Here is a 23,251-nt window from a genome sequence, read left to right as displayed (position 1 = left end):
CGGGTGGATGCTGCCGTGAGCGGCGGGCATGCCCGGGTGTCGAACGCCGTGCGGAGTCGTGCGAGCGCTGCGCGTAGCGAGAGCGTAGTGCGGCTGCTTCAACACTCAACTAGGTCGGACCGGCCAAGAAAGGAACGCAATGAGCCACATGTGGCGTTCTTGGTCCCAGAGGCAACGTCCGTGCCGGTCGGCGGCGACCTGTAGGAGGGTGGGCCTGTGCCTGAGCGGGCAGCGTGCTCCTGCCTCACGCGGGCGGGGCGGCGGCGGGGAGGTTGCCGTCCCGGCCGCGTAACAGGGAACCGTCCCGGGCGTAACACGGCCGACGCACGCTGAAGGGCATGCAGAACACCGCGACGCCCACGCACTGCCCGTACTGCGCCCTGCAGTGCGGGATGAACCTGACGCCCGCGCCGGACGGGACCGTCGAGGTGGGCGAGCGCGCGGACTTCCCGGTGAACCGGGGCGCGCTGTGCGGCAAGGGCCGGACGGCCGCGGCGGTCCTGGCGCCCGGCGTGCGTCTGACCTCCCCGTTGGTGCGTGACGAGGACGGCGCGCTGGTGCCGGCCACCTGGGACCGGGCACTGCACCGGATCGCCGCGGGGCTGGGCCGCACGCGCGCCGAGCACGGGCCGGACGCGGTCGGGGTGTTCGGCGGGGGCGGGCTGACGAACGAGAAGGCGTACGCGCTCGGCAAGTTCGCGCGGGTCGTGCTCGGCACGTCCCAGATCGACTACAACGGCCGTTTCTGCATGTCGTCGGCGGCGGCCGCCGGCATCAAGGCGTTCGGGCTCGACCGGGGGCTGCCCTTCCCGCTGGAGGACATCCCGAAGACGGGCTGCGTGATCCTGGTCGGGTCGAACCTCGCGGAGACCATGCCGCCCTCGCTGCGGTTCTTCACCGAGCTGAAGGAGAACGGCGGCACGCTGATCGTGATCGATCCGCGCCGCACCAGGACGGCCGAGCAGGCGGACCTGCACCTGGCGCCCCGGCCGGGCACGGACCTGGCCCTCGCTCTGGGCCTGCTGCACCTGGTGATCGCCGAGGGGCGGGTGGACGAGGAGTACGTCCGGGAGCGCACCGCCGGCTGGGAGGACGCGCGGGCGGCGGCGATGGCGCACTGGCCGGAGTACGTGGAGCGGATCACGGGGGTGTCCGTTCCTCAACTCCGCCAGACCGTCCGGATGTTCTGCGAGCCGGAGTCGGCGATGGTGCTCACCGCCCGGGGGCCCGAGCAGCAGTCCAAGGGCACGGACACGGTGGGCGCGTGGATCAACCTGTGTCTGGCGACCGGCCGGCCGGGCCGCCCGCTGTCCGGGTACGGCTGTCTGACCGGGCAGGGCAACGGGCAGGGCGGCCGCGAACACGGGCAGAAGGCCGACCAGTTGCCGGGCTACCGCAAGCTCGACGACCCGGCGGCCCGGGCGCACGTCGCCGAGGTGTGGGGGGTGGACCCGGACAGCCTGCCCGGCCCGGGGCGCAGCGCGTACGAGCTGCTGGACGCGCTGGGGACCGACATCAGGTCCCTGCTGCTGATGGCGTCCAACCCGGTGGTGTCGGCGCCGCGGGCCGCGCACATCGAGGAGCGCATCAGGTCACTGGACTTCCTGGCGGTCTGTGACGTGGTGCTCTCGGAGACGGCGGCGCTCGCGGACGTGGTGCTGCCGGTCACCCAGTGGGCGGAGGAGACGGGCACGACGACCAGTCTGGAGGGCAGGGTGCTGCTGCGGCGCCGGGCGATCACCCCGCCCGCCGGTGTCCGCAGCGACCTGGAGGTGCTGCACGAACTGGCCGCCCGCCTGGGCGTGGAGAAGGGCTTCCCGACGGACCCGGAGGAGGTCTTCGAGGAGCTGCGCCGGGCGTCGGCGGGCGGGGCGGCGGACTACTCGGGGATCACCTACCGCAGGCTGGCGGAGGAGGACGGGGTCTTCTGGCCCTGTCCGGCGACGGTGGAGCCGGACGGGGCCGCCCCGCCGGAGGCGGCGGAGGGAGGCGAGGACGCCCTGCTGGACGCGCCGCTGCCCGACGACCCCGCCCGGGAGGCGTCGGCCGCGCACCACCCGGGCACGCCCCGCCTCTTCCTCGACCGCTTCGCCACGCCGGACGGCCGGGCCCGCTTCGTGGCGGTCTCGCACCGGGCGATCGCCGAGGAGCCCGACGACGAGTACCCCGTGCTGCTCACGACCGGGCGGGTCGTGGCGCAGTACCAGTCCGGGGCGCAGACCCGGCGGGTGGCGGAGCTGAACGCCGCCGCGCCCGGGCCGTTCGTGGAGCTGCACCCGCGGCTGGCGGCCCGGCTGGGCGCCGCCGAGGGTGATCCGGTCGCCGTGGTGTCGCGGCGGGGCCGGGCCGTGGCGCCCGCGAGGATCACCAACGCCATCCGGCCCGACACCGTCTTCATGCCCTTCCACTGGCCGGGCGAGGGACGCGCCAACACCCTCACCAACCCCGCGCTCGATCCGACGTCGCGGATGCCGGAGTTCAAGGCGTGCGCGGTGCGGCTGGAGGCGGTGCGGCCGTAGCAGCGGTCAGCTCACCGCGACGGCCTTCCAGGCCGCCGCCACCGCCTTGTGCTCCGTGCTGTCGGCGCCGTAGAGGTCCTTCGCCGCGCTCAGGGTCGCCGTGCGCGCGTCCGCGTAGTCCGTAGAGGACGTCATGTAGACCGTCAGCGCGCGGTACCAGATCTTGCCCAGCGCGGCCCGGCCGATGCCGGTCACCGTGGAGCCGTCGCAGGTCGGGGAGTCGTACGCGACGCCGTTGAGGCTCTTGGCGCCGCTGCCCTCCGCGAGCAGGTACGCGAAGTGGTTGCCGACGCCCGAGGAGTAGTGCACGTCGAGGTCGCCGAGCTTGGCGGTCCAGCAGTCCGCCGACTTGCCGTCCCTGGACGGCCTGTCCATGAAGCGCAGGGCCGGGCGGCCGAGGCCGGGGCGGACGACCTTCTCGCCGATGAACCAGTCACCCCGGTCCTCGGCGTTGGCCGCGTGGAACTCCACCAGGGTGCCGAAGATGTCCGACGTGGCCTCGTTCAGGCCGCCGGACTCGCCCGAGTACGTCAGCGCCGCCGTCTTCGACGTCACGCCGTGGGACATCTCGTGCCCGGCGACGTCCAGCGACACCAGCGGGCCCATCAGCTCGCCGTCGCCGTCGCCGTAGGTCATGCAGAAGCAGTTGTCGTCCCAGAAGGCGTTGTTGTAGTCCTTGCCGTAGTGGACGCGGTTGAAGGAGCCCTTGCCGTCGCCGGCGATGCCGTCGCGGCCGTGGACGTCCTTGTAGTAGTCCCAGGTGACGTCCGTGCCGTACTGGGCGTCCACCGCCACCGTGGCCCGGTCGGCGGTCGTGCCCGTCCCCCACTGGTTGTCGGCGTCCGTGAAGAGCGTCGCGGGGGCGCGGGTCAGGCAGACGGTGAGCAGGCACTGGTCCGTCTTGTGGGCGGCGTCGCCGGTGTACGTGCCGCCGCGCGTGGCGTCCTTGAGCCGGTACGACGAGCCGGACGCCGTCGTCTCCAGCGGGACGGTGCCGCCGTAGAGGGACCTGCCCTCGCCCGACGCCGACTCCAGGGAGTCCCAGGCGTCGATCCGGGCGCCGGTCGTCGCGTCGGTCAGCAGGGTGCGCCCGACGGGGTTGCCGAGTTCGTCGTGTGCCACCGCCTCGGTCAGCCAGGCCGGCTTCGGGGCGCCGTGCAGGGCGTCGACGACCAGCCGGGGCTTGGCGGTGAGCTTCTTCAGGGTCTCGCCGAGGCGCGCGGCGCGCAGCTGGTCCGCCGCGAGGCGGGCGGCCTCGGGGGCGGTCACCTTCGGGGTGACGCTGGCCGGGGAGAGCGCGGACCTCGTCGCGCGGCTCGTACCGCGGTAGGTGCCGTCGGGGTTCAGATGCAGCACGAAGTCGCCGCCGAGGACGGGGAGCCGGTGGTAGGTGCGGTCGTAGCGGACGTGCCGGGTGCCGTCCTCGTCGACGACGACGTCCCGGACCTTGGTCTCCTGGGCCGGGGTGAGGCCCAGGGCTCCGGCCCGGTCTGCGAGCACCGCCTCCGCGTCCTCGACGGCGCCCGACCTGGTCGGCCGGTCGGCCGCGCCGGCGACCGGGGAGAGCACCGCGCCCAGCAGGGCGGCGGTGCCGGTGACGGCCACACCGGCGGTGGCAAGACGGGAACCGCGGACCTGACGTATCCGACTCATCGGTCTCCTCGTACGGGCGCACCCGGTCGCGTGGGGTCGACCGGGGGCGGCGTTGATGTCGACCGCGAGTCAAGGCGGTGCGGACATGACATGTCCATAGCCCCGCTGTGCAGGTGTGTGAGGGTGCAGAATCGTTCCTGTGACCCTCCCCTTCTTCGTCTACGGCACCCTCCGTCCGGGGGAGGTCAACCACGACCTCCTGCTGCGCGGCCGCACCCGCTCCGAGGAACCGGCCCGGCTCGCGGACGCCGTGCTGTACCAGGGGCCCGGCTACCCGTACGCCGTCGAGGAAGCGGGCGGCGGCCCGGTCGGCGGGGAGCTGGTCACCGCGCTGCCGGAGGCGTACGAGGAGCTGCTCGCCGAGCTGGACCGGCTGGAGGAGTACGTGCCGGGGGATCCGCGCAGTCTGTACGAGCGCGTCGAGCGGAAGGCCGTACGAGAGGCCGACGGGGCGGCCGTGCGGGCCTGGGTGTACGTGGCCGCGCCCGCCGTCGCCGCGCGGCTGCGGGCCCGGGGACGGGTGATCGCGAGCGGCGACTGGCGGGCGCGGGAGTGAGGCGTGCGGCGCCGGCCCGGGCGAGGGCCGGCGTGTGCGCTGCGGACTCGGCCGCCGTACGGCGGCGGCGTGCGCGCGGCGGACTCAGCCGCCGTACGGCCTGCTCTGCCTGGCCTCCCGCAACGCGAGCCCCCACCACACCAGTTGGTCCAGCATGACCTTCGCCGCCGCGTTCGGTCCGGACGGATCGCGCAGGGTGCCCCGGTCGTCGAAGGAGGCACCGGCGTTGTGGAAGGAGACCGTGTCGCGGACCGTCACGGCGTGGAGCTCGGCGAAGACCTGACGGAGGTGCTCCACGGCGCGCAGACCGCCGGACACGCCGCCGTAGGAGACGAGGCCCACGGGCTTGGCCTGCCACTCGGTGAAGTGCCAGTCGACGAGGTTCTTCAGGCCCGCCGGGAAGGAGTGGTTGTACTCGGGGGTGAGGACCACGAAGGCGTCCGCGCCGGCCAGCTTCGGGGTGACGGCGGACAGCGCGGCACTCGCCTCGGCGGTCGGTTCGAGGGACATCGGCAGCGCGACCTCGGCGACGTCCACGACCTCGGCGACCAGGTCGTCCCGGTCCCGGATGCGATCGAGGAGCCAGTCGGCGACGACGGGCCCGAAGCGGCCGTGCCGGTTGCTGCCCACGACGAGGGTCAGGCGGATCGGGTCCGCGGGGGTCCGCAGGGCGGTCGCTGAATCGGTGTGAGTCGGGTTCATGCACCCAGCCTCGTACCTCAACCTTTGTTGAGGTCAAGCGCCGCCGCGCACACCCGGGTCACCCGTTCACCCGCGCGCCCCGCGCTTTTTGGCGGCCCGTCCGCCCTCACCCCCGTGACCTGGCGAAACAGCCGGGAACAGAGGCCGGACAGCACGGTCCCTGACACCCGTTCACCCCAATTCTGACGCTCCCTCAGCAAGCGCGGCCGTGCCGCTGCCCGTTACCTCGGAAGGGCAGGCGCACGAACGAACCGCTCGAGGGAGCACCGATGCGACGTACCGCCCGGCCGCTGACCGCCACCGCGTTCGCCGTCGCCGCGGCGGCCCTCGCCGCGGCGGGTCCCGCGTACGGCGCGTCCGCCGACGGCCTGGAGGTCTCCCCCGCCTCGGTCGTGCCCGGCGGTCAGGTCACGGTGCGCACGGCGGACTGCGGCGACGGCGGCCCGGCGACGGGCGACGCCAGCGCGGTCGGGGCCGGTTCGCTCAGCCTGGCACCGGACGCCTACGGGCGGGACGCCACCGGCGCGTTCAGGGTGCCGTCGAGCGCACAGCCGGGCACGTACGAGATCACCGCGACCTGCTCCGGCAGCGGACGGCGGATCACCGGGGACCTGGTGGTCACGCTGACGCCCGTGCGCGAGCAGATCCATCCCCGGGGGAGTGTGAAGACGGGGGTCGGCGGCGCCTTGGGCCCCGACCCCGTGCAGACCGCGGCCGGTGTGGCGGCCCTCGCCGTCGCCGCCGCGGGCGGTACCTGGCTCCTGCATCGCCGGGCGAGAGGCGACGGGATCTGACGGACACCCTCCGCTGTCCGTCGCCGGTACCGCGTGTCCCCTCCCCCTCCGGGTCCGACGCCCCTCGCGGCCCGGAGGGGGGCATGGGGCCGGAGCAGAAAAGGGTGGGTATGCGCAGGTTCCCCAGGTTCGGCAGCGGTGTCCGCGATCCCGCGAACGCCGCCATGGCGGCCGTGACGGTGTTCGCCCTGTGCTCCGGAGCGTGGCTGCTGCGCGACGGCGCCGCGACGCACGCCCCGCCGCAGCCCTCCGCCGCACAGGCCGGTGCGGGGCTGGACGGCCGGGCCGGTGAGCAGCCCGCCGTGCCCGCGCTGCCGCCCTCGCCGCCCGACCGCATCCGCATCCCGGCGATCCGCGTGGACGCGCCGCTGACCGGGCTCGGCCTGACGAGGACCGGCAGCCTCGACGTACCGCCCGCCGCGGATAAGAACCTCGCCGGCTGGTACGAGGCCGGCACCACCCCCGGCGAACGGGGCACCGCGATCGTCGCCGGCCATGTCGACAACGCTGACGGGCCCGCGGTGTTCTACGACTTGGGCGCCCTGACCAGGGGCAGCACGATCGAGGTGGACCGGCGGGACGGCGGTGTCGCGGTGTTCACCGTGGACGCCGTCGAGGTGTACGCCGCGAAGGACTTCCCCGACGAGAAGGTCTACGGCCCCGCGCACCGGCCGGAGTTGCGGGTCATCACCTGCGGCGGCGGCTGGTCACGGGGCACCGGTTACCAGGGCAACGTCGTCGTCTTCGCGCATCTGACCGGCAGTCGGTGACCCGTCCAGGACATTGGCCCTCCCCCAGGCGCCCAGGGGTTCCAGCGCCTGGTTCAGGGACACGCCCCGCGCCGTCAGCGAGTACTCCACGCGGGGCGGCACCTCGTCGTACGCCTCGCGGTGCACCAGGCCGTCGGCCTCCATCTGCCGCAGGTGCGAGGCGAGCACCTTCTCCGTGACACCGGGCAGCGCGCGCCGCAACTCCCCGAAGCGGCAGGGCCGTTCGTGCAGCGCCCACAGGATCAGCACCTTCCACTTGCCGCCGATCACGTCCATCGCCGCGTCGATTCCGCAGACGTACGCCCCCGGCCGTCGCCCTGTCGTCCCCATGCCGCCTCTCCCCCGTCCGCTGCCTGCACTCTTCCCCCGGGGTAACCACCCACTCCGAAGTACGTACTTGAGCGGCCCGCTGCCCTGGACGAGCCTAAACGCCATGACCCACACGGAAGTTCCCTCCCGCACCCCTCTCAGCCTGCTCGGCACCGGGGCCATGGGCACCGCCCTGGCCCGCGCCTGGCTGGCCGCCGGGCACGAGGTGACCGTCTGGAACCGCACGCCCTCCCGCGCCGAGGCCCTCGCCGCCGACGGCGCCACCGTCGCCCGGACCGCCGCCGAGGCGGTGGCCGCGCACCGGCTGGTGATCGCCTGCCTGCTCGACGACGCCTCCGTGGACGAGGCCCTCGACGGGGCCGACCTCACGGGGCGGGACCTGGTGAACCTCACCACCGGCACCCCGGGCGAGGGCCGGGCCCGCGCCGCCTGGGCCGAGGCGCGCGGCGCCCGCTTCCTGGACGGCGGGATCATGGCCGTACCGCCCATGATCGGCGTCCCGGACTCCGGCGGCCACGTCCTGTACAGCGGTTCCCCCCAGGCGTTCGAGGAACACCGCGACACCCTCGCCGTCCCTGCCGGAACCCGCTACGTCGGAACGGACCCGGGCTTCGCCGCGCTGCACGACGTGGCGCTGCTGAGCGCGATGAACGGCATGTTCGCGGGTGTCACCCACGCCTTCGCGCTGATCCGCCCGGAGGACATCGCGCCGAAGGACTTCGCACCGCTGCTCGTGGACTGGCTGACCGCGATGGCCCCGGCCGCGTTCCAGAGCGCCGATCAGATCCAGAGCGGCGACTACACCCGTGGCGTCGTGTCCAACCTCGCGATGCAGGTCGCGGGCAACGCCACCCTGCTGCGCACGGCCGAGGAACAGCGGGTCAGCCCGGAGCTGCTCACGCCGTACATGAAGCTGATGGAGCGCAGGCTCGCCCAGGGCCACGGCGACGAGGACGGCACCGGCACGGTCGAACTGCTGGATCTGCGGCGGGACTCGGCGGCCTAGGCGAACCACTGCTCGTACGCCAGGTTCGCCACCAGGGCGAAGACGACCGTCAGCAGCACGATCCGGACGAAGCCGCTGCCCTGCTTCAGGGCGGTGTGCGCACCGAGGGTGCCGCCCGCGAGGTTGAACAGCGCCATCAGGGCGGCCAGTTGCCACAGGACCGCGCCCTGCCACGCGAAGGTGGCCAGCGCCCCGGCGTTGGTGCAGCAGTTGACGATCTTCGCGGTGGCGGAGGCGGTGACGAGGTCGAGGTGGAGGATCGCGGTGAGCGCGAGGACCAGGAACGTGCCGGTGCCGGGGCCGATCAGACCGTCGTAGAAGCCGATGCCGAGGCCGCCGAGGCCGATCGCCGCGAGGATCCGGCGGGGGGTTGCCGGGCCGGTCGCGGGGGCCGTGCCGAAGGCGGGCCGCAGGATCACGAAGGCGGCGACCCCGAGCAGCACCACCATGATCACCGGCTTGAGGACGTCGGTGCTCATCCCGGCCGCGAAGAACGCCCCGGCGGAGGAACCGGCGAGGGCGGCGAGACCGATACGGACGGCGGTGCGCACGTCCACGGGGGCCTTGCGGGCGTACGTCACGGCGGCGCCCGTGGTGCCGACGATGGCGACGGCCTTGTTGGTGCCCAGCGCGTGCGCGGCGGGGGTGTGCGCGGGCAGTCCGAGGAGCAGCACGGGAAGCAGCAGCAGGCCGCCCCCGCCGACCACGGCGTCGATCCATCCGGCGGCGAGGGCCGCGAGGCAGAGCAGGACGATCATGGTCAGCGATATGTCGGGCATGATCGCGACCTTATGCGAGACCCCGACGCACCAGGGGCGCGACGTCCCTGACGTCCGCGCGCGGCGCGAGAGCCCGCGGGGTCCGGCGCCGCCGCACCCCGCGGGAACCCTCACACCCGGTGTTCACCGCACCGCCGAACCCTGACAGCCCCCACCGCCGCACTCCGGGAGTCCGCGCATGCGGCCGTCGCCGCACCGCCGGACCCTTCACACGCGGCGGTCACCGCCCCGTGGGCCCCTCGCAGCCCTGCGCCGCCGCACTCGGGGGCCCCTCGCAGCCCCGCGCCGCCGCACTCGGGGACCCCTCACACCCCCGCGCCGCCACACTCCGCGCCCCCCCGGCCGTCACCGCACCGCGCGTTCCCTCACAACTCCCCGTCGCCGTACCGCGTGGTCCCTCACACCCGGTCGTCTTCGCACTTCAGGAACCCTCACACCTGCCGTCCCCAGCCGCTGAGGGCAGCGTTCCCCGCGGGAAACAGAGGTGATGCTGCCGGGTAACACCGGCACCGCACGCTCAAGGGCATGACCTCGAATGAGCGTGTGGTGGTGATCGGCACCGGCCTGGCGGGCGTACGGCTCGCCCGGCGGCTCGGTGAGCTCGGCACGCCCGCGCTGCTGATCGGCGAGGAGGAGCACCGGCCCTACAACCGGGTGCTGCTCGCCGAGGTCCTGGCCGGACGGTACAGCCCCGAGGTGATCGCCCTGCCGGCGCCCGCGGAGCTGACCCGCGGCCGGGTCACCGGAATCGACCGCGTGGCACGGACCGTGCGGTGCGAGGACGGCTCGGAGATCGCATACGACAGGCTCGTGCTGGCCACCGGGTCCAACCCCGTACTGCCGCCGCTGCGCGGCCTGTTCACCGAGGACCACCAACTGCCCGAGGGCGTGCACGCGTTCCGCACCATGGACGACTGCCTGGGCCTGTCCAAGGCGGTCCGGCCGGGCACGAAGGCGGTCGTCATCGGCGGCGGGCTCCTCGGGGTCTCCGCGGCCCGGGCGCTCGCCCTGCGCGGCGCGCAGGTGGTGCTCGCCCAGCAGTCGGAGCGGCTGATGGAGCGCCAGCTCGACCCGTCGGCGTCGAAGCTGGTCCGGCGGCACCTCACCGACCTCGGCGTCGAGGTGCACACCGACCTCCGTGTCCGTGACGTGCGCTGCGTCGGCGGCACGGTCCGCTCGGTGGAGATGGCCGACGGCTACGCCCTCGACGCCGACCTGGTGGTCCTGGCCTGCGGGGTCCACCCGCGGGTGGGTCTGGCGCAGGCCGCCGGTCTGGAGGTGCGCAAGGGCATCGTCGTCGACGACGAACTCCGCACGTCCGACCCGAACATCCACGCCGTCGGGGACTGCGTCCAGCACCACGGCACGGTGTACGGCCTGGCCACTCCGGCGCTCGAACAGGCCGACGCGCTGGCCGAGTTGCTGGCCGGTGACCCCACCGCCCGGTACACCGGCACGCGTTCCCTGACGCGGCTCACGCTCAACGGGCACGACAGCCCCTTCGACCTCGCCGCCTTCGGTGAGACCGAGGCGCTTCCGGGCGACGACGTCGTCCAGCTCGCCGACGCCACCCGCGGCACCTACCGCAAGGTCGTCGTCCGCGACGACCGCCTGGTCGGCGGGGTCCTCGTCGGCGAACTCGGCACCGTCGGCGCGCTCGCCCGCGCCTGGGAGGGAGCAGAGCCGCTCCCCTCCGACGGCGGCCCGCTGCTCCACCTGCTCACCAACGATGGAGGCTCCTGATGACCGCCACCCCGGAGGCCACGGAGGCCACCCCCACGATCGTGCTCGTCGGCCACGGCATGGTCGGCCAGCGCTTCCTCGAAGCGCTCGCCGAGCGCGGCCTGACCGCCACGCACCGCGTGGTCGTGCTCTGCGAGGAGCCGCGTCCGGCCTACGACCGCGTCGCCCTGACCTCGTATTTCTCGGGGAAGACCCCGGACGACCTGTCCATGACGGACCTGGCGTTCATCGAGGACCACGGCATCGAGCTGCACATCGGCGACCCGGCGACCGCCGTCGACCGTGAGGCCCGCCGGGTCACCGCCCGCTCCGGTCTCGTCGTGGACTACGACGTGCTGGTGCTGGCGACCGGCTCGTACCCGTTCGTGCCGCCGGTTCCCAACAAGGACGCCGAGGGCTGTTTCGTCTACCGCACGATCGAGGACCTGCTCGCGATCGAGGAATACGCCAAGTCGAAGGCGACGGTCGGCGCGGTGGTCGGCGGCGGTCTGCTCGGCCTGGAGGCCGCGGGGGCGCTGAAGGGCCTCGGACTCACCTCCCACATCGTGGAGTTCGCGCCCCGGCTGATGCCCGTCCAGGTGGACGACGGCGGCGGCGCCGCGCTGCTTCGCACCATCGAGGAGATGGGCCTGACCGTCCACACGGGCGTGGGCACGCAGGAGATCCTGGTCGACTCCGAGGGCGCCGTCACCGGCATGAAGCTCTCCGACGGCTCCGAACTGGCCACCGACATGGTGGTGTTCTCCGCCGGTGTCCGTCCCCGCGACCAGCTGGCCCGCGACTGCGGTCTGACGGTCGGCGAGCGCGGCGGCATCACCGTCGACGAGCAGTGCCGTACGGTCTCCGACCCGCACGTCTTCGCGATCGGCGAGTGCGCGCTGGCCTCCGACGGCCGCGTGTACGGCCTGGTGGCGCCCGGCTACGAGCAGGCCGAGACGGCTGCGGCCACGATCGCCTCGGACGAGGCGTCCTTCACCGGTGCCGACCTCTCCACCAAGCTGAAGCTGCTCGGCGTGGACGTGGCGTCCTTCGGTGACGCACACGGCACCGCCGAGGACTGCCTGGACGTCGTCTACTCCGACTCCCGCGCGGGGCTGTACAAGAAGCTGGTCATCGGCCGCGACGGCACGCTGCTCGGCGGCATCCTGGTCGGCGACGCGGAGGCGTACGGCACTCTGAAGGCCTTCACCGGCTCGGTGCCGCCGGTCTCGCCCGAGTCGCTGGTGCTGCCCGCCGGGGCCGGGGAGTCCGTGCAGCTCGGCCCGTCCGCGCTGCCGGACGAGGCGATCGTCTGCTCCTGCCACAACGTCTCCAAGGGCACGATCCGCGGCGCGGTCACCGACCACCAGTGCACGACGGTGCCCGAGGTGAAGAAGTGCACCAAGGCCGGCACCGGCTGCGGCTCCTGCGTCAAGGTCCTCGGCCAGCTCGTCAACGCCGAGCTGGAGGCGAACGGCGTCGAGGTCGACAAGGGCCTGTGCGGCTGCTTCGGGCAGACCCGCGAGGAGCTCTACGAGATCGTCCACGCCCTGCGCATCACCACCTACCAGGACCTGCTGGACCGGCACGGCCGCGAGGAGGCCCGGGGCGGTGACGGCTGCGAGGTCTGCAAGCCGGCCGTCGGCTCGATCATCGCCTCCCTGGCCCCGACGATCGGCGCGAGCGGCTACGTCCTGGACGGCGAGCAGGCGGCCCTTCAGGACACCAACGACCACTTCCTGGCCAACCTCCAGAAGAACGGCTCGTACTCGGTCGTGCCGCGCATCCCCGGCGGCGAGATCGCCCCGGAGAAGCTCATCGTGATCGGCGAGATCGCCCGCGACTTCGGCCTCTACACGAAGATCACCGGTGGTCAGCGGATCGACATGTTCGGCGCCCGCGTCGAGCAGCTCCCCCTGATCTGGGCGCGTCTGGTGGACGCCGGGTTCGAGTCCGGCCACGCCTACGGCAAGTCGCTGCGCACGGTGAAGTCCTGTGTCGGCCAGACCTGGTGCCGCTACGGCGTCCAGGACTCCGTCCGGATGGCCATCGACCTGGAGCTGCGCTACCGGGGCCTGCGCTCCCCGCACAAGCTGAAGTCGGCCGTCTCCGGCTGCCAGCGCGAGTGCGCCGAGGCCCAGTCGAAGGACTTCGGCGTGATCGCCACCGCGAACGGCTGGAACCTCTACGTCGGCGGCAACGGCGGCGCCACCCCGCGCCACGCCGACCTCCTGGCCCAGGACCTGTCGGACGCCGAACTGGTCCGCCTGATCGACCGGTTCCTGATGTTCTACATCCGCACGGCCGACCGCCTGGAGCGCACCTCGACCTGGCTGGAGCGGATCCCCGGCGGCCTGGACCACGTACGGGACGTCGTCGTGCACGACTCGCTCGGCATCTGCGACGAGCTGGAGCAGCTGATGCGGGCGCATGTCGCGCACTACCGGGACGAGTGGGCCGAGACCATCAACGACCCCGAGAAGCTGGCCCGGTTCGTGTCCTTCGTGAACGCGCCGGACACCCCGGACCCGGTCGTCGCCTTCGTGCCCGAGCGCGACCAGATGAAGCCCGACCTGCCGCTGCTGTCCATCGGCATGCGACCCGCCGCTGACGTACTGGAAGGAAGCGCCCAGCGATGACCCTGGCACTCGAGACCACCGACCTCAAGATCGAACTCGACCTGGACGGGGACTGGTTCGCGGTCTGCGACCTGAACACGCTGCTCCCGGGCCGCGGGGTGGCCGCACTGCTGCCGGACGGTCGGCAGGCCGCGATCTTCCGCGACCGTTCCGGCGGCCTGTTCGCCATCGACAACCGCGACCCCTTCACCGGCGCCGCGGTCCTCTCCCGAGGCCTCACCGGCACCCACCGGGGCCGTCCCTTCGTCGCCTCTCCCCTGCTCAAGCAGCGCTTCGACCTGATGTCCGGGCAGTGCCTGGACGACGAGACGGTACGGGTGACGGCCTACGCGGTCCGCGCCGCGTAACCGCCCGGCCGCCGGCCCCCGGCTGAACGAAGGCACCTCTCCGTCCTGGAGGGGTGCCTTCCCCTATGGGGGGTGCCTTCCCCTTCGAGGGGTGCCTTCGTTCAGCTCGGGGGCCGGGCCGTCGTAGGCGAGTGCCGTGGTGTCGGTGAGCGAGGGGCGTCGGCGGCGCGTTCGCAGTGGGGCCAGTCGCCGAAGTCGCGGTCCCGGCTCCACAGTTTCCGGGCCGCCTGGATGTTCCACTCCGGGTCGAGGGCCTCGCGCGGTGTGCCGCCCAGGTCGCGCAGCCGGGCGTCGGAGATCTGGAACAGGCCCCAGTTCCGGGTGCCGTTGGTGTTGGGGAGTATGTGCAGCGGGTCGAGGAAGGACTGGCAGTCCGCGATGGCCACCGCCTTGTCCGGCGCCTCGGGGAACACCTTGCGGACCCGCTCCCGCACCTTCCGCTGCGGCCACACGCTCATCCGGACCTTCGAGGCGTACAGCGCCTTCTTCGTCGGCTCCCCGACGACTCCGTTGGGCTGAAGCCCGGCGAGCACCTGGAAGGCCGTGACACGGCGCAGGGTCTGCGGCCCGAAGTCCCCGTCCACGCCGATGTCCGCGCCCTTGGCGTGCAGCAGCCGCTGCACCTCGCGCACGCACTCGTCGTGCTCGCCCATGGCGATCACGGGCGGGCAGTTGGCCGAGAACAACGACCGGTCCGCGTCGGCACGTTGACCGCCGCCGCCGGAGGGCGACCGGCCGTTCGAGAGGGCCCAGGCGGAGACACCGACGGCGGCGATGAGCGCGGCGGTGACGACGGTGGAGCGCAGCCGGCGCCTGCGCGACCAGGCGGCCACCGGGTCGGCCGGCTCGGCGTCCGGCTGTTCACCGCCCTGGGGAGGGACCGGGGCGGAGGGCGGGGCGGCGTCCGGGGTCGGGGGTGAGGCCGGGTGCGTGTCAGGGGCCGGGTGTGTGGACGGGGCCGGTTGCGTGGCAGGGACCGGGTGTGTGGCGGGGACCGGGTTCGCGGTCGAGGCCCGAGTGGGTTGAGTGGCCGGACCCTCGTGCGGAGCCGCACCCTCACCCTCACCCGTGCCCGTGCCCGTGGGCGTAATCGGGCCCTCGTGCGCAGCCGCACCCGCTTGCGTGCCCGAGCCCTGATGGACGGCGGGGGACGGGTCCGGGTCCGCGGCCGGGCCTGGGGGGACGTGGGGGTGCGGGGGGTCAGGCTCGGCCCCGTCGGCCCCTTCCCCTGCGACGGGGCCGTGTGCCCCGTCTGTCCCCGCACCGGCCGCCGCCGCCCGGGCCGCGTCCGCCAGGGCCCACAGGCGGTGCAGCGTGCGCAGTTCCTCCGGGGTCGCGCCGCAGACCGTCGCCAGCCGGTGCACGCTTCCGTAGTCCTGCGGCACCGACGTGCCCCGGCAGTAGCGGTGCAAGGTCGAACCGGCCAGTCCGGACTTCCTGGCGAGGGCCTCGTAGCTCAGCCCTGACCGGCTCTTCAGCGAACGCAGCAGCGCGGCGAACCGTTCCGTTTCCGGGCATGCGGACAACGCCTCTCCCCCCTCTGGATCCCCAGCAGGACGCTGGTCGGGCGTCTCGTGCCGACACTGTGCCACCAAAGGCGTCCCATGGCCGTCCCAACGGTTCCGGAACGCGCCAGGTCGGCGCCGGGACGCCGTCCCGGCATCCCAGCGGGCCCCCGTGTCCTTGCCCGGCCCCCTCGCGCCTTGCCAGCGTCGGGCCGTCCGCTCAACCGTCCCCGATCTCCGAGGAGACCAGGCTCATGCGCCTTTCCGTACGCCGCAACTCTCGTACGAACTCGCTGCTCGCGGTGCTGACCGTCAGCGCGGCCGCCGTCACCGCCCTGGCCGTGCCGAGCTCCGCGTCGGCGGCCCCGGCCGCGCCCACCGCGGTGGACTGCGCGTCCGGGCACGTCTGCTTCTGGACCGGCGCCAACTTCACCGGCAGCAAGTGCTCGTGGGACGTGGCCGACCCCGACTGGCAGAGCGGTTCCATCCGGTGTTCGTGGGCCGCCACGACCAACGTGAAGTCGGTGTGGAACGCGGGCACCAGCAGCTCCAGCGGTGTCGCGTACTACCGGGGCACCGACTACTCCGACCGCATCGGCTGCACCCGCCAGCAGCACGGCGGCAACCTGGCCGGTACGTACAAGGTCCGCTCCCACCGGTGGATCTCGGGCAGCTGCGGCTGATCCGGCCCCCTGCGCGAAGCGAAGTGGCGTGCACGCCTGCCCGGGCGCGCACGCCACTTCGGCATGTCCCGGCGGGCTCCGGCGGGCCCGGCGTCTCCATTCGGCCCATCCGCCCATCCGCACAGTCGCCACAGCCGCACAGCCGCACAGCCGCATACAGCGTGCCGCCCCATGGCCACGAGTTGTCCATGCTCCGTCAACCCCACCCCCTTAGCGTCCTTTCCGCCTCCCCCTTCTCCCCCGCACGACCCCTGCCGTCGACCGGCGGCGGGGCGGTACGGCACCTCTGGAGTGAGTGTGGAACGTCGTAGCCTCCTGCGTGCGGCCGTCCTCGGCGGCACCTCGGCCGCTCTGGGCGGAACCCTGTGGCGCGGGGCCGCGTACGCGGCCCCGGCCCAGCCCGGCGCCGGCCCCTACGGGCCGCCGGGTTCCCCCGACGCCAACGGCATCAGACTCCCCGGCGGCTTCACGAGCCGGGTCGTCGCCCGATCCGGACAGCGAGTCGGGAGCACGTCGTACACCTGGCACAACGCCCCCGACGGCGGCGCCTGTTACGCCGACGGCACCGGCTGGATCTATGTCTCCAACTCCGAGATCAACCCCTCGGGCGGCGCGAGCGCTGTGAAATTCTCGGCGACCGGGGCGATCACGGGCGCGTACCGCGTCCTGTCGAACACCCGGCAGAACTGCGCGGGCGGCAAGACGCCGTGGAACACCTGGCTGTCCTGCGAGGAGGTGGACCGGGGGTACGTCTACGAGACGGATCCGTGGGGCGTGAAGGCGGCGGTGCGCCGTGACGCGATGGGCCGCTTCAAGCACGAGGCGGCCGCGGCCGACCCGGTCCGCAAGGTCGTCTACCTCACGGAGGACGTCACGGACGGCTGCTTCTACCGCTTCCGGCCGACGACTTGGGGCGACCTGTCCTCCGGCACGCTGGAGGTCATGGTGGCGGGCAGCGGCACCAGCGGCCCGGTCACCTGGTCCCGCGTACCCGACCCCACGGGCGCGACGGCCACCCGCGACCAAGTCCCCGGCGCCAAGCGGTTCAACGGCGGCGAGGGCTGCCACTACGCGAACGACACGTGCTGGTTCACGACCAAGGGCGACAACCGCGTCTGGCAGTACGACACCGCCGCCCAGACCATCGAACTCGCCTACGACGACTCCCTCGTCACCGGCGGCACGGCCCCGCTCACCGGCGTGGACAACATCACCGGCTCCGCCTCCGGCGACCTCTTCGTCGCCGAGGACGGCGGCACCATGGAGATCTGCGTCATCACCCCGGACGACGTCGTGGCCCCCTTCCTCCGCGTCGACGGCCAGTCCGCCTCGGAGATCACCGGCCCGGCCTTCTCCCCGGACGGCACCCGCCTCTACTTCTCCAGCCAGCGCGGCACCAGCGGCTCGTCCTCGGGTGGCATCACTTACGAGGTGACGGGCCCGTTCCGCTCGTAACCACCCGGTCCGCCTTCACACGGTCATCACGAGTTGGTCACCCCGCCCTCAAATCGGGCCGCCGGGTCCTACGGTCATCCCCTCACGCATCAGCCCTGGGGGGATGACCATGACCAATCCGTACACCGGCCCGCACAACGCCCCGTATCCCGCTCCGCCCCTGCCGCAGACCGGCAGACCGGCGCCCCGCTGGGCCCGGAAGCGCTACGTGCTGCCCGCGCTGGGCCTGGCCCTGTTCCTCGGTGTCGGCATGGGCGCGAGCGGCGGCCAGACCACGAGCGAGGCGAAGCCCGCGTCCGCGGAGCCCCGGCCCACCGTCACCGTCACCGCGACGGCCACCGCCACCGTGACGCCGCGCGCGAAGGAGCCGGAGCCCGCTCCCACCGTCACCGCCACGAAGACCGTCAAGGTCACCACCACGGTCACCGCCCGGCCGGCGGCGGGCAGCGGGTCCGACGACAGCGGCTCGGGAGGCGGCGGGGACGTGTCCTACGCCAACTGCTCTGAGGTCCGCGCCGCGGGCGCCGCCCCCATCCACCGGGGTGAGCCGGGGTACGCCTCCCACCTGGACCGGGACGGCGACGGGGTCGCCTGCGACACCTGAGCCCCGACGCGCCGGTGACCATCGGCGGGTCCGGCCGTTCCACCGTTCGGGCAGCCCGTCCGGGCTGTCCGGCCGACGGAAGGAACTCCACCGTGGACACGACCGTGCCCGCCCCCGACGCGCCGCGGGTGCTGCCCCGCGCCGAGTGGGTCAAGACACTGCCGCAGACCATCGTCGCGTCCTGCGTCCTGCTGCTCGACGCCGAGGACCGGATCCTGCTGCTGCGCTACGCCGGGGGGCAGCCCGCCGCGGGGCTCTGGGGGCTGCCGGGCGGCATGCTCGACCCGGGTGAGGACCCCGTCGGCGCCGCACGCCGGGAGCTGCACGAGGAGACCGGCATCGCCCTCGAAGGGGACCTGCGGTTCATCGGGTACGACCACCGCGCCGACGTGCTGGACACCGGGCCGGTGATCGACTTCTACTTCCACGGCGGCCGGCTCCCGGCCGGGCAGCCCGTCCTGCGCAGCTCGGAGCACGACCGGCACGGCTTCTTCGCCCTGCCCGACCTGCAATCCACGCCGCTGGCCACCCGGCTGTCCACCCTCACCGCGCTCCTGACGGCGGCGAGGACCGGTACCCCCGTGTGCCTGCGGGAGGGCCTGCCCCGGTGACACGGCAGCGCGGGAGCCGCACCTCCGCACAAGGTGCCGCTCCCGCGCTCCTTCGTGAGCCGGAGCCGCCGCGATCGGTGAGGGTCGGGGACCTCGGCGGCTCCGGGTTCCGTGCCCGGGCTAGCGGTGGTCGCTGCCCTGGGACTGCACCGCCGCCCGGCCCGCCTCCAGGCGGGCCACCGGGATGCGGAACGGCGAGCAGGAGACGTAGTCGAGTCCGACCTCGTGGAAGAAGTGGACCGACTCCGGGTCGCCGCCGTGCTCGCCGCAGACGCCGAGCTTGAGGTCGGGACGGGTCTCACGGCCGGCCTTGGCGGCCAGCTTCACCAGCGAGCCGACGCCGTCCTTGTCGATCGTCTCGAACGGGGAGACACCGAAGATGCCCTTCTCCAGGTACGCGGTGAAGAAGCTCGCCTCCACGTCGTCCCGGGAGAAGCCCCACACCGTCTGGGTGAGGTCGTTGGTGCCGAAGGAGAAGAACTGCGCGGCCTCGGCGATCTGGCCGGCGGTGAGCGCGGCGCGCGGCAGCTCGATCATCGTGCCGATGGACAGCTTCAGCTGCGCGCCGGAGGCCGCCTCGACCTCGGCGATGACCTGGTCGGCCTCCTCGCGGACGATCTCCAGCTCCTGGACCGTGCCCACCAGCGGGATCATGATCTCGGCACGCGGGTCGCCCTTGGCGGCCTTGCGCTCGGCCGCGGCCTCGGCGATCGCGCGGACCTGCATGGTGAACAGGCCGGGGATGACCAGGCCGAGACGCACACCGCGCAGACCCAGCATCGGGTTCTGCTCGTGCAGCCGGTGCACGGCCTGGAGCAGGCGCAGCTCGTTCTCGTGCGGTTCCTGGCGGGACTCCGCCAGGGCCACGCGGACCGAGAGCTCCGTGATGTCCGGCAGGAACTCGTGCAGCGGCGGGTCGAGCAGGCGGACGGTGACCGGGAGGCCGTCCATCGACTCGAAGAGCTGCACGAAGTCCTGCTTCTGGAGCGGGAGCAGCTGCTTGAGGGACTCCTCGCGCTCGGCGTCCGTGTCGGCCAGGATCAGCCGCTCCACCAGCTCACGCCGGTCGCCGAGGAACATGTGCTCGGTGCGGCACAGGCCGATGCCCTGGGCGCCGAAGCGGCGGGCGCGCAGCGCGTCCTCGGCGTTGTCGGCGTTGGCGCGCACCCGCAGGCGGCGCTTGCGGTCGGCGAAGGCCATCATCCGGTGGACGGCCTCGACGAGTTCGTCGGCGTCGTCGGCGCCCGGGTGCATGCGGCCCTCGAAGTACTCCACGACCGGCGACGGCACGACCGGTACCTCGCCGAGGTAGACCTTGCCCGAGGAGCCGTCGATGGAGACGACGTCGCCCTCCTCGACGACGTGCCCGCCGGGGACGGTCATCCGGCGGCGCTTGGTGTCGACCTCCAGCTCCTCCGCGCCGCAGACACAGGTCTTGCCCATGCCGCGGGCGACGACGGCCGCGTGGGAGGTCTTGCCGCCGCGGGAGGTGAGGATGCCCTCGGCGGCGATCATGCCGTCCAGGTCGTCGGGGTTGGTCTCGCGGCGGATCAGGATGACCTTCTCGCCCGAGCGGGACCACTTCACGGCCGTGTAGGAGTCGAAGACGGCCTTGCCGACGGCCGCGCCCGGGGAGGCGGCGATGCCGCGGCCGACCGTCGCGACCTTCGCGCTCTCGTCGAAGCGCGGGAACATCAGCTGCGCGAGCTGGGCGCCGTTGACCCGGGTGAGCGCCTCGGCCTCGTCGATCAGGCCCTGGTCCACCAGCTGGGTGGCGATGCGGAAGGCCGCACCCGCGGTGCGCTTGCCGACGCGGGTCTGGAGCATCCACAGCACACCGCGCTCGATGGTGAACTCGATGTCGCAGAGATCCTTGTAGTGGTTCTCCAGCGTCTCCATGATCTGCATGAGCTGGTCGTACGACTTCTTGTCGATCGACTCCAGCTCGGCGAGCGGCACGGTGTTGCGGATGCCGGCGACGACGTCCTCGCCCTGGGCGTTCTGGAGGTAGTCGCCGTAGACGCCCTGGTGGCCGGAGGCGGGGTCGCGGGTGAAGGCGACGCCGGTGCCGGAGTCGGGGCCGAGGTTGCCGAAGACCATGGAGCAGACGTTGACGGCCGTGCCCAGGTCGTGCGGGATGCGCTCCTGGCGGCGGTAGAGCTTGGCCCGGTCGGTGTTCCAGGAGTCGAAGACCGCGTGGATGGCGAGGTCCATCTGCTCGCGCGGGTCCTGCGGGAAGTCCCGGCCGGCCTCGGTCTTGACGATCTTCTTGAACTTGGTGACGAGCTTCTTGAGGTCGGCGGCCTCCAGCTCGGTGTCGACCGTGACCTTCTTGGCCGCCTTGGCCGCGTCCAGCGCGTCCTCGAACAGCTCGCCGTCGACGCCCAGGACGGTCTTGCCGAACATCTGGATCAGGCGGCGGTAGGAGTCCCACGCGAAGCGGTCGTCGCCGGCCTGCTTGGCCAGGCCCTGCACCGACTTGTCGGACAGGCCGATGTTGAGGACGGTGTCCATCATGCCGGGCATGGAGAACTTGGCGCCGGAGCGCACCGACACCAGCAGCGGGTCGTCGGCCTGGCCGAGCTTCTTGCCCATGCGGGCCTCGAGCGCGTCGAGGTGTGCACTCACCTCGTCACGCAGTGCCGCCGGCTCCTCGCCGCTGTCCAGGTAGACCTTGCAGGCCTCGGTGGTGATCGTGAAGCCGGGAGGGACCGGAAGGCCCAGGTTGGTCATCTCGGCGAGGTTCGCGCCCTTGCCACCGAGGAGGTCCTTGAGGTCCTTGTTGCCCTCGGTGAAGTCGTAGACGAACTTCACGCCCTCAACGCTGGTGCCGTGCTCAGCTACGTGGGGATCTTTGTTTTCCGACACGGGTCTCGACTCCTCGAGGACGCGGTGGCTGCCCTGACGGCGAGGAACATACCCAGATCAAAGGCTTCTGGGTACGTCCACTCGTGCGTCATGCGCCTGTAACCACTCGCCCGCCAGCGGATCGAAAGTCAAGGCATGGCAAGCGATCGCGAGCGCATGTTTTCACTTCTTGAACGCAAGAGCCTCCCCAACCCCGGCTGGATGCTCATATGAGCAGGGTTTCCGCCCATTTGATTTCGCTCGATGAACGATCAAAGGGTGGCACTCAGTGCCACCCTTTGGAGAAGTGCAGTCGCTCATGATCCGCTCATCTGAGCGCAACCCTTATCAGGGGTGGCGAGAATCACGCTGCCACAGCCGACGGAATTTCACCATGCGGACGCGTCCCGGGACCGAAACGCGGACGTCACACCCCGAGCGCGCGCAGCCGCTCCTCGGCCCGCTCGGGCGCGTAGAGGTGCTCGACGACCATCGCACCGGCTCCCACCAGCGCGGCCCGCTCACCCAGCCGCGCGGTGACCACGTCGAGGTGGGCGGTGGAGCGGGGCAGCGCCCGCTGGTACAGCAGTTCCCGCACGCCCGTCAGGAAGGGAGTTCCGGCCAGATCCCCGGCGATCATCAGGACACCCGGGTTGAGCAGGGTCACGACGGTCGCCAGGACGTCCCCGACCCGGCGCCCCGCCTCCCGGGCGAGCCCCACCGCCTCCGGGTGCCCGGCCGCCAGCAGGTCCCGCACGTCCGAACCGGAGGCCGCGGGCACCCCGGCCTCCGCCAGCCGCCGCGCCACCGCGCCGCCGCTCGCGACGGCGGCCAGACAGCCGTAGGAACCGCACCGGCACAGCGCCCCGGCGCCCTCCGGAACCCGGATGTGCCCGATGTCGCCGGCGCCGCCGTCGATGCCCCGGAACACCGAGCCGTCCACCACGACCCCGGCGCCGATGCCGGTGGAGACCTTCACCAGCACGAAGGCCGAGCACTCGGGGTAGCCGGCGCGCTGTTCGCCGTAGGCCATGAGGTTGGCGTCGTTGTCGACCAGAACGGGCACCTCCGCGGTGCCCGCGTGCTCGCCGAGGGCCCGGGCCAGCCGGCTCCGTATGTCGTAGCCGTCCCAGCCAGGCATGATCGGCGGCTGGACGACACGGCCGGTCCCGGTGTCGACCGGGCCGGGCACCGCGAGCCCGATCCCGCAGACCGCTTCGGCACCGCGTCCGGTCTTCTCCAGCAACTCGGCGCACCATCGCCCGAGTTCGCCGAGCACGAGGTCCGGGCCGTCCTCGACCGCCAGGATGCCGGAGTGCTCGGCGAGGATCTCGCCGCTCAGCGACAGCACCGCCGCCCGGGCGTGCCGGGTGTCGAGGTCGGCGGCGAGGACCACCGCGTGCTCGTCGTCGAACTCCAGGGTGATGGAGGGCCGTCCGCCCAGCGGGGAGTCCACCGGCCCCCCGGCGCCCTCGCGCAGCCAGCCCGCACGGAAGAGCCGGTCCAGCCGCTGACCGACCGTGGCCCGGGACAGGCCGGTCGCCTGTTGCAGCGCACCCCGGGTCACGGCGCGGCGACTGCGCACCAGTTCGAGCAGATCGCCGGCGCTCGCCTGACCCGTGCCTCGTCCGGTTCTCCCGGGCTGTCCGGTCATGCACACCCCCTTGTGTTTCCCAACCTTGCATTACATATTGAGTTTTGCGTGTTAAATAGACGTAACCCTACGGTA

General features: G+C 72.7%; 19 protein-coding genes. 12 read left to right on the top strand and 7 right to left on the bottom strand.

Going from position 1 to position 23,251, the window contains the following annotated elements; genetic code table 11:
* The first annotated feature begins 338 nt into the window (after window positions 1–338).
* Window positions 339–2,519: a molybdopterin oxidoreductase family protein gene (locus tag AC0665_RS07595; protein WP_478704601.1), complete on the top strand. Its 2,181-nt coding sequence runs from the start codon at window positions 339–341 to the stop codon at window positions 2,517–2,519.
* 6 nt (window positions 2,520–2,525) lie between these two features.
* Here the strand turns inward: AC0665_RS07595 and AC0665_RS07590 are convergent, their stop codons facing one another.
* The gene (locus AC0665_RS07590; protein ID WP_478704600.1) at window positions 2,526–4,172 is read right to left on the bottom strand and encodes a M4 family metallopeptidase; all 1,647 of its coding nucleotides are present in this window, start codon (window positions 4,170–4,172) and stop codon (window positions 2,526–2,528) included.
* Between the two features lie 139 nt (window positions 4,173–4,311).
* Here AC0665_RS07590 and AC0665_RS07585 point away from each other — a divergent pair, with 139 nt between their 5' ends.
* Window positions 4,312–4,728, top strand: coding sequence for a gamma-glutamylcyclotransferase family protein (locus AC0665_RS07585; protein WP_468408851.1), 417 nt, complete (start codon window positions 4,312–4,314; stop codon window positions 4,726–4,728).
* Window positions 4,729–4,812: 84 nt separating this feature from the next.
* Here AC0665_RS07585 and AC0665_RS07580 read toward each other — a convergent pair whose 3' ends face one another.
* Window positions 4,813–5,430 (bottom strand): NADPH-dependent FMN reductase, encoded by a 618-nt coding sequence (locus AC0665_RS07580; RefSeq protein ID WP_468408853.1) that lies wholly within the window; start codon window positions 5,428–5,430, stop codon window positions 4,813–4,815.
* 269 nt (window positions 5,431–5,699) lie between these two features.
* On the opposite strand from AC0665_RS07580, the gene AC0665_RS07575 reads away from it, so the two are divergent.
* Entirely contained in the window at window positions 5,700–6,224 is a 525-nt protein-coding gene (locus tag AC0665_RS07575; protein ID WP_478704599.1) for a hypothetical protein, read from the top strand.
* A 110-nt stretch (window positions 6,225–6,334) separates the two neighbouring features.
* Window positions 6,335–6,994 carry a class F sortase gene (locus AC0665_RS07570; protein ID WP_468633834.1) on the top strand — a complete coding sequence of 220 codons (660 nt, stop codon included), beginning with the start codon at window positions 6,335–6,337 and terminating at the stop codon, window positions 6,992–6,994.
* Here the strand turns inward: AC0665_RS07570 and AC0665_RS07565 are convergent.
* Window positions 6,932–7,324 (bottom strand): winged helix-turn-helix transcriptional regulator, encoded by a 393-nt coding sequence (locus AC0665_RS07565; protein WP_478602396.1) that lies wholly within the window; start codon window positions 7,322–7,324, stop codon window positions 6,932–6,934. The genes AC0665_RS07570 and AC0665_RS07565 overlap by 63 nt on opposite strands.
* A 103-nt stretch (window positions 7,325–7,427) precedes the next feature.
* Between AC0665_RS07565 and AC0665_RS07560 the strand changes: the two genes are divergently transcribed.
* Window positions 7,428–8,330 carry an NAD(P)-dependent oxidoreductase gene (locus AC0665_RS07560; protein ID WP_478602394.1) on the top strand — a complete coding sequence of 301 codons (903 nt, stop codon included), beginning with the start codon at window positions 7,428–7,430 and terminating at the stop codon, window positions 8,328–8,330.
* On the opposite strand, the gene AC0665_RS07555 is transcribed toward AC0665_RS07560, so the two are convergent.
* On the bottom strand, window positions 8,327–9,109 hold the full coding sequence (locus AC0665_RS07555) for a sulfite exporter TauE/SafE family protein (protein WP_468408863.1): 783 nt from the start codon (window positions 9,107–9,109) through the stop codon (window positions 8,327–8,329). The genes AC0665_RS07560 and AC0665_RS07555 overlap by 4 nt on opposite strands.
* 525 nt (window positions 9,110–9,634) lie before the next feature.
* On the opposite strand from AC0665_RS07555, the gene AC0665_RS07550 reads away from it, so the two are divergent.
* The 3 genes from AC0665_RS07550 to nirD are packed head-to-tail and all read left to right on the top strand — an operon-like array spanning window position 9,635 to window position 13,817.
* Window positions 9,635–10,852, top strand: coding sequence for an NAD(P)/FAD-dependent oxidoreductase (locus tag AC0665_RS07550; protein WP_478602391.1), 1,218 nt, complete (start codon window positions 9,635–9,637; stop codon window positions 10,850–10,852).
* Complete coding sequence (gene nirB, locus AC0665_RS07545; protein WP_363118689.1) at window positions 10,852–13,470, top strand: nitrite reductase large subunit NirB; 2,619 nt, start codon at window positions 10,852–10,854, stop codon at window positions 13,468–13,470. Before AC0665_RS07550 ends, nirB begins: the two co-directional genes overlap by 1 nt.
* Entirely contained in the window at window positions 13,467–13,817 is a 351-nt protein-coding gene (nirD, locus tag AC0665_RS07540) for a nitrite reductase small subunit NirD (RefSeq protein WP_363118690.1), read from the top strand. The genes nirB and nirD overlap by 4 nt, the downstream gene beginning before the upstream one ends.
* A 101-nt stretch (window positions 13,818–13,918) precedes the next feature.
* Here the strand turns inward: nirD and AC0665_RS07535 are convergent, their stop codons facing one another.
* Entirely contained in the window at window positions 13,919–15,343 is a 1,425-nt protein-coding gene (locus AC0665_RS07535) for a helix-turn-helix domain-containing protein (RefSeq protein ID WP_478602389.1), read from the bottom strand.
* A gap of 233 nt (window positions 15,344–15,576) precedes the next feature.
* Between AC0665_RS07535 and AC0665_RS07530 the strand changes: the two genes are divergently transcribed.
* From AC0665_RS07530 to AC0665_RS07515, 4 genes are all read left to right on the top strand, one after another.
* Window positions 15,577–16,005, top strand: a complete 429-nt coding sequence (locus tag AC0665_RS07530; protein WP_468633824.1) for a peptidase inhibitor family I36 protein — start codon at window positions 15,577–15,579, stop codon at window positions 16,003–16,005.
* A 297-nt stretch (window positions 16,006–16,302) separates the two neighbouring features.
* Window positions 16,303–17,460 (top strand): alkaline phosphatase PhoX, encoded by a 1,158-nt coding sequence (locus AC0665_RS07525; RefSeq protein ID WP_478602387.1) that lies wholly within the window; start codon window positions 16,303–16,305, stop codon window positions 17,458–17,460.
* 109 nt (window positions 17,461–17,569) lie between these two features.
* Window positions 17,570–18,064, top strand: coding sequence for an excalibur calcium-binding domain-containing protein (locus AC0665_RS07520; protein WP_468408871.1), 495 nt, complete (start codon window positions 17,570–17,572; stop codon window positions 18,062–18,064).
* Between the two features lie 92 nt (window positions 18,065–18,156).
* Complete coding sequence (locus AC0665_RS07515) at window positions 18,157–18,675, top strand: NUDIX hydrolase (RefSeq protein ID WP_468633820.1); 519 nt, start codon at window positions 18,157–18,159, stop codon at window positions 18,673–18,675.
* Between the two features lie 120 nt (window positions 18,676–18,795).
* On the opposite strand, the gene ppdK is transcribed toward AC0665_RS07515, so the two are convergent.
* Both ppdK and AC0665_RS07505 read right to left on the bottom strand, forming a co-directional pair.
* A complete protein-coding gene (ppdK, locus tag AC0665_RS07510) occupies window positions 18,796–21,543 on the bottom strand; it encodes a pyruvate, phosphate dikinase (protein WP_468408875.1) in 2,748 nt (915 codons plus the stop codon).
* A 406-nt stretch (window positions 21,544–21,949) separates the two neighbouring features.
* The gene (locus tag AC0665_RS07505) at window positions 21,950–23,176 is read right to left on the bottom strand and encodes an ROK family protein (protein ID WP_468633818.1); all 1,227 of its coding nucleotides are present in this window, start codon (window positions 23,174–23,176) and stop codon (window positions 21,950–21,952) included.
* Between the last annotated feature and the right edge of the window lie 75 nt (window positions 23,177–23,251).

The sequence above is a fragment of the Streptomyces sp. NPDC043685 genome (assembly GCF_056436585.1).
The sequence above is the reverse complement of the archived record's forward strand: the minus strand, read 5'-3'. Positions and strand labels throughout refer to the sequence as shown.

Coding starts and splice junctions, on each gene's coding strand:
- AC0665_RS07595 (WP_478704601.1), top strand. CDS start 339: ATGCAGAACACCGCGACGCCCACGCACTGCCCGTACTGCGCCCTGCAG.
- AC0665_RS07590 (WP_478704600.1), bottom strand. CDS start 4,172: ATGAGTCGGATACGTCAGGTCCGCGGTTCCCGTCTTGCCACCGCCGGT.
- AC0665_RS07580 (WP_468408853.1), bottom strand. CDS start 5,430: ATGAACCCGACTCACACCGATTCAGCGACCGCCCTGCGGACCCCCGCG.
- AC0665_RS07575 (WP_478704599.1), top strand. CDS start 5,700: ATGCGACGTACCGCCCGGCCGCTGACCGCCACCGCGTTCGCCGTCGCC.
- AC0665_RS07570 (WP_468633834.1), top strand. CDS start 6,335: ATGCGCAGGTTCCCCAGGTTCGGCAGCGGTGTCCGCGATCCCGCGAAC.
- AC0665_RS07565 (WP_478602396.1), bottom strand. CDS start 7,324: ATGGGGACGACAGGGCGACGGCCGGGGGCGTACGTCTGCGGAATCGAC.
- AC0665_RS07560 (WP_478602394.1), top strand. CDS start 7,428: ATGACCCACACGGAAGTTCCCTCCCGCACCCCTCTCAGCCTGCTCGGC.
- AC0665_RS07555 (WP_468408863.1), bottom strand. CDS start 9,109: ATGCCCGACATATCGCTGACCATGATCGTCCTGCTCTGCCTCGCGGCC.
- AC0665_RS07550 (WP_478602391.1), top strand. CDS start 9,635: ATGACCTCGAATGAGCGTGTGGTGGTGATCGGCACCGGCCTGGCGGGC.
- nirB (WP_363118689.1), top strand. CDS start 10,852: ATGACCGCCACCCCGGAGGCCACGGAGGCCACCCCCACGATCGTGCTC.
- nirD (WP_363118690.1), top strand. CDS start 13,467: ATGACCCTGGCACTCGAGACCACCGACCTCAAGATCGAACTCGACCTG.
- AC0665_RS07530 (WP_468633824.1), top strand. CDS start 15,577: ATGCGCCTTTCCGTACGCCGCAACTCTCGTACGAACTCGCTGCTCGCG.
- AC0665_RS07520 (WP_468408871.1), top strand. CDS start 17,570: ATGACCAATCCGTACACCGGCCCGCACAACGCCCCGTATCCCGCTCCG.
- AC0665_RS07505 (WP_468633818.1), bottom strand. CDS start 23,176: ATGACCGGACAGCCCGGGAGAACCGGACGAGGCACGGGTCAGGCGAGC.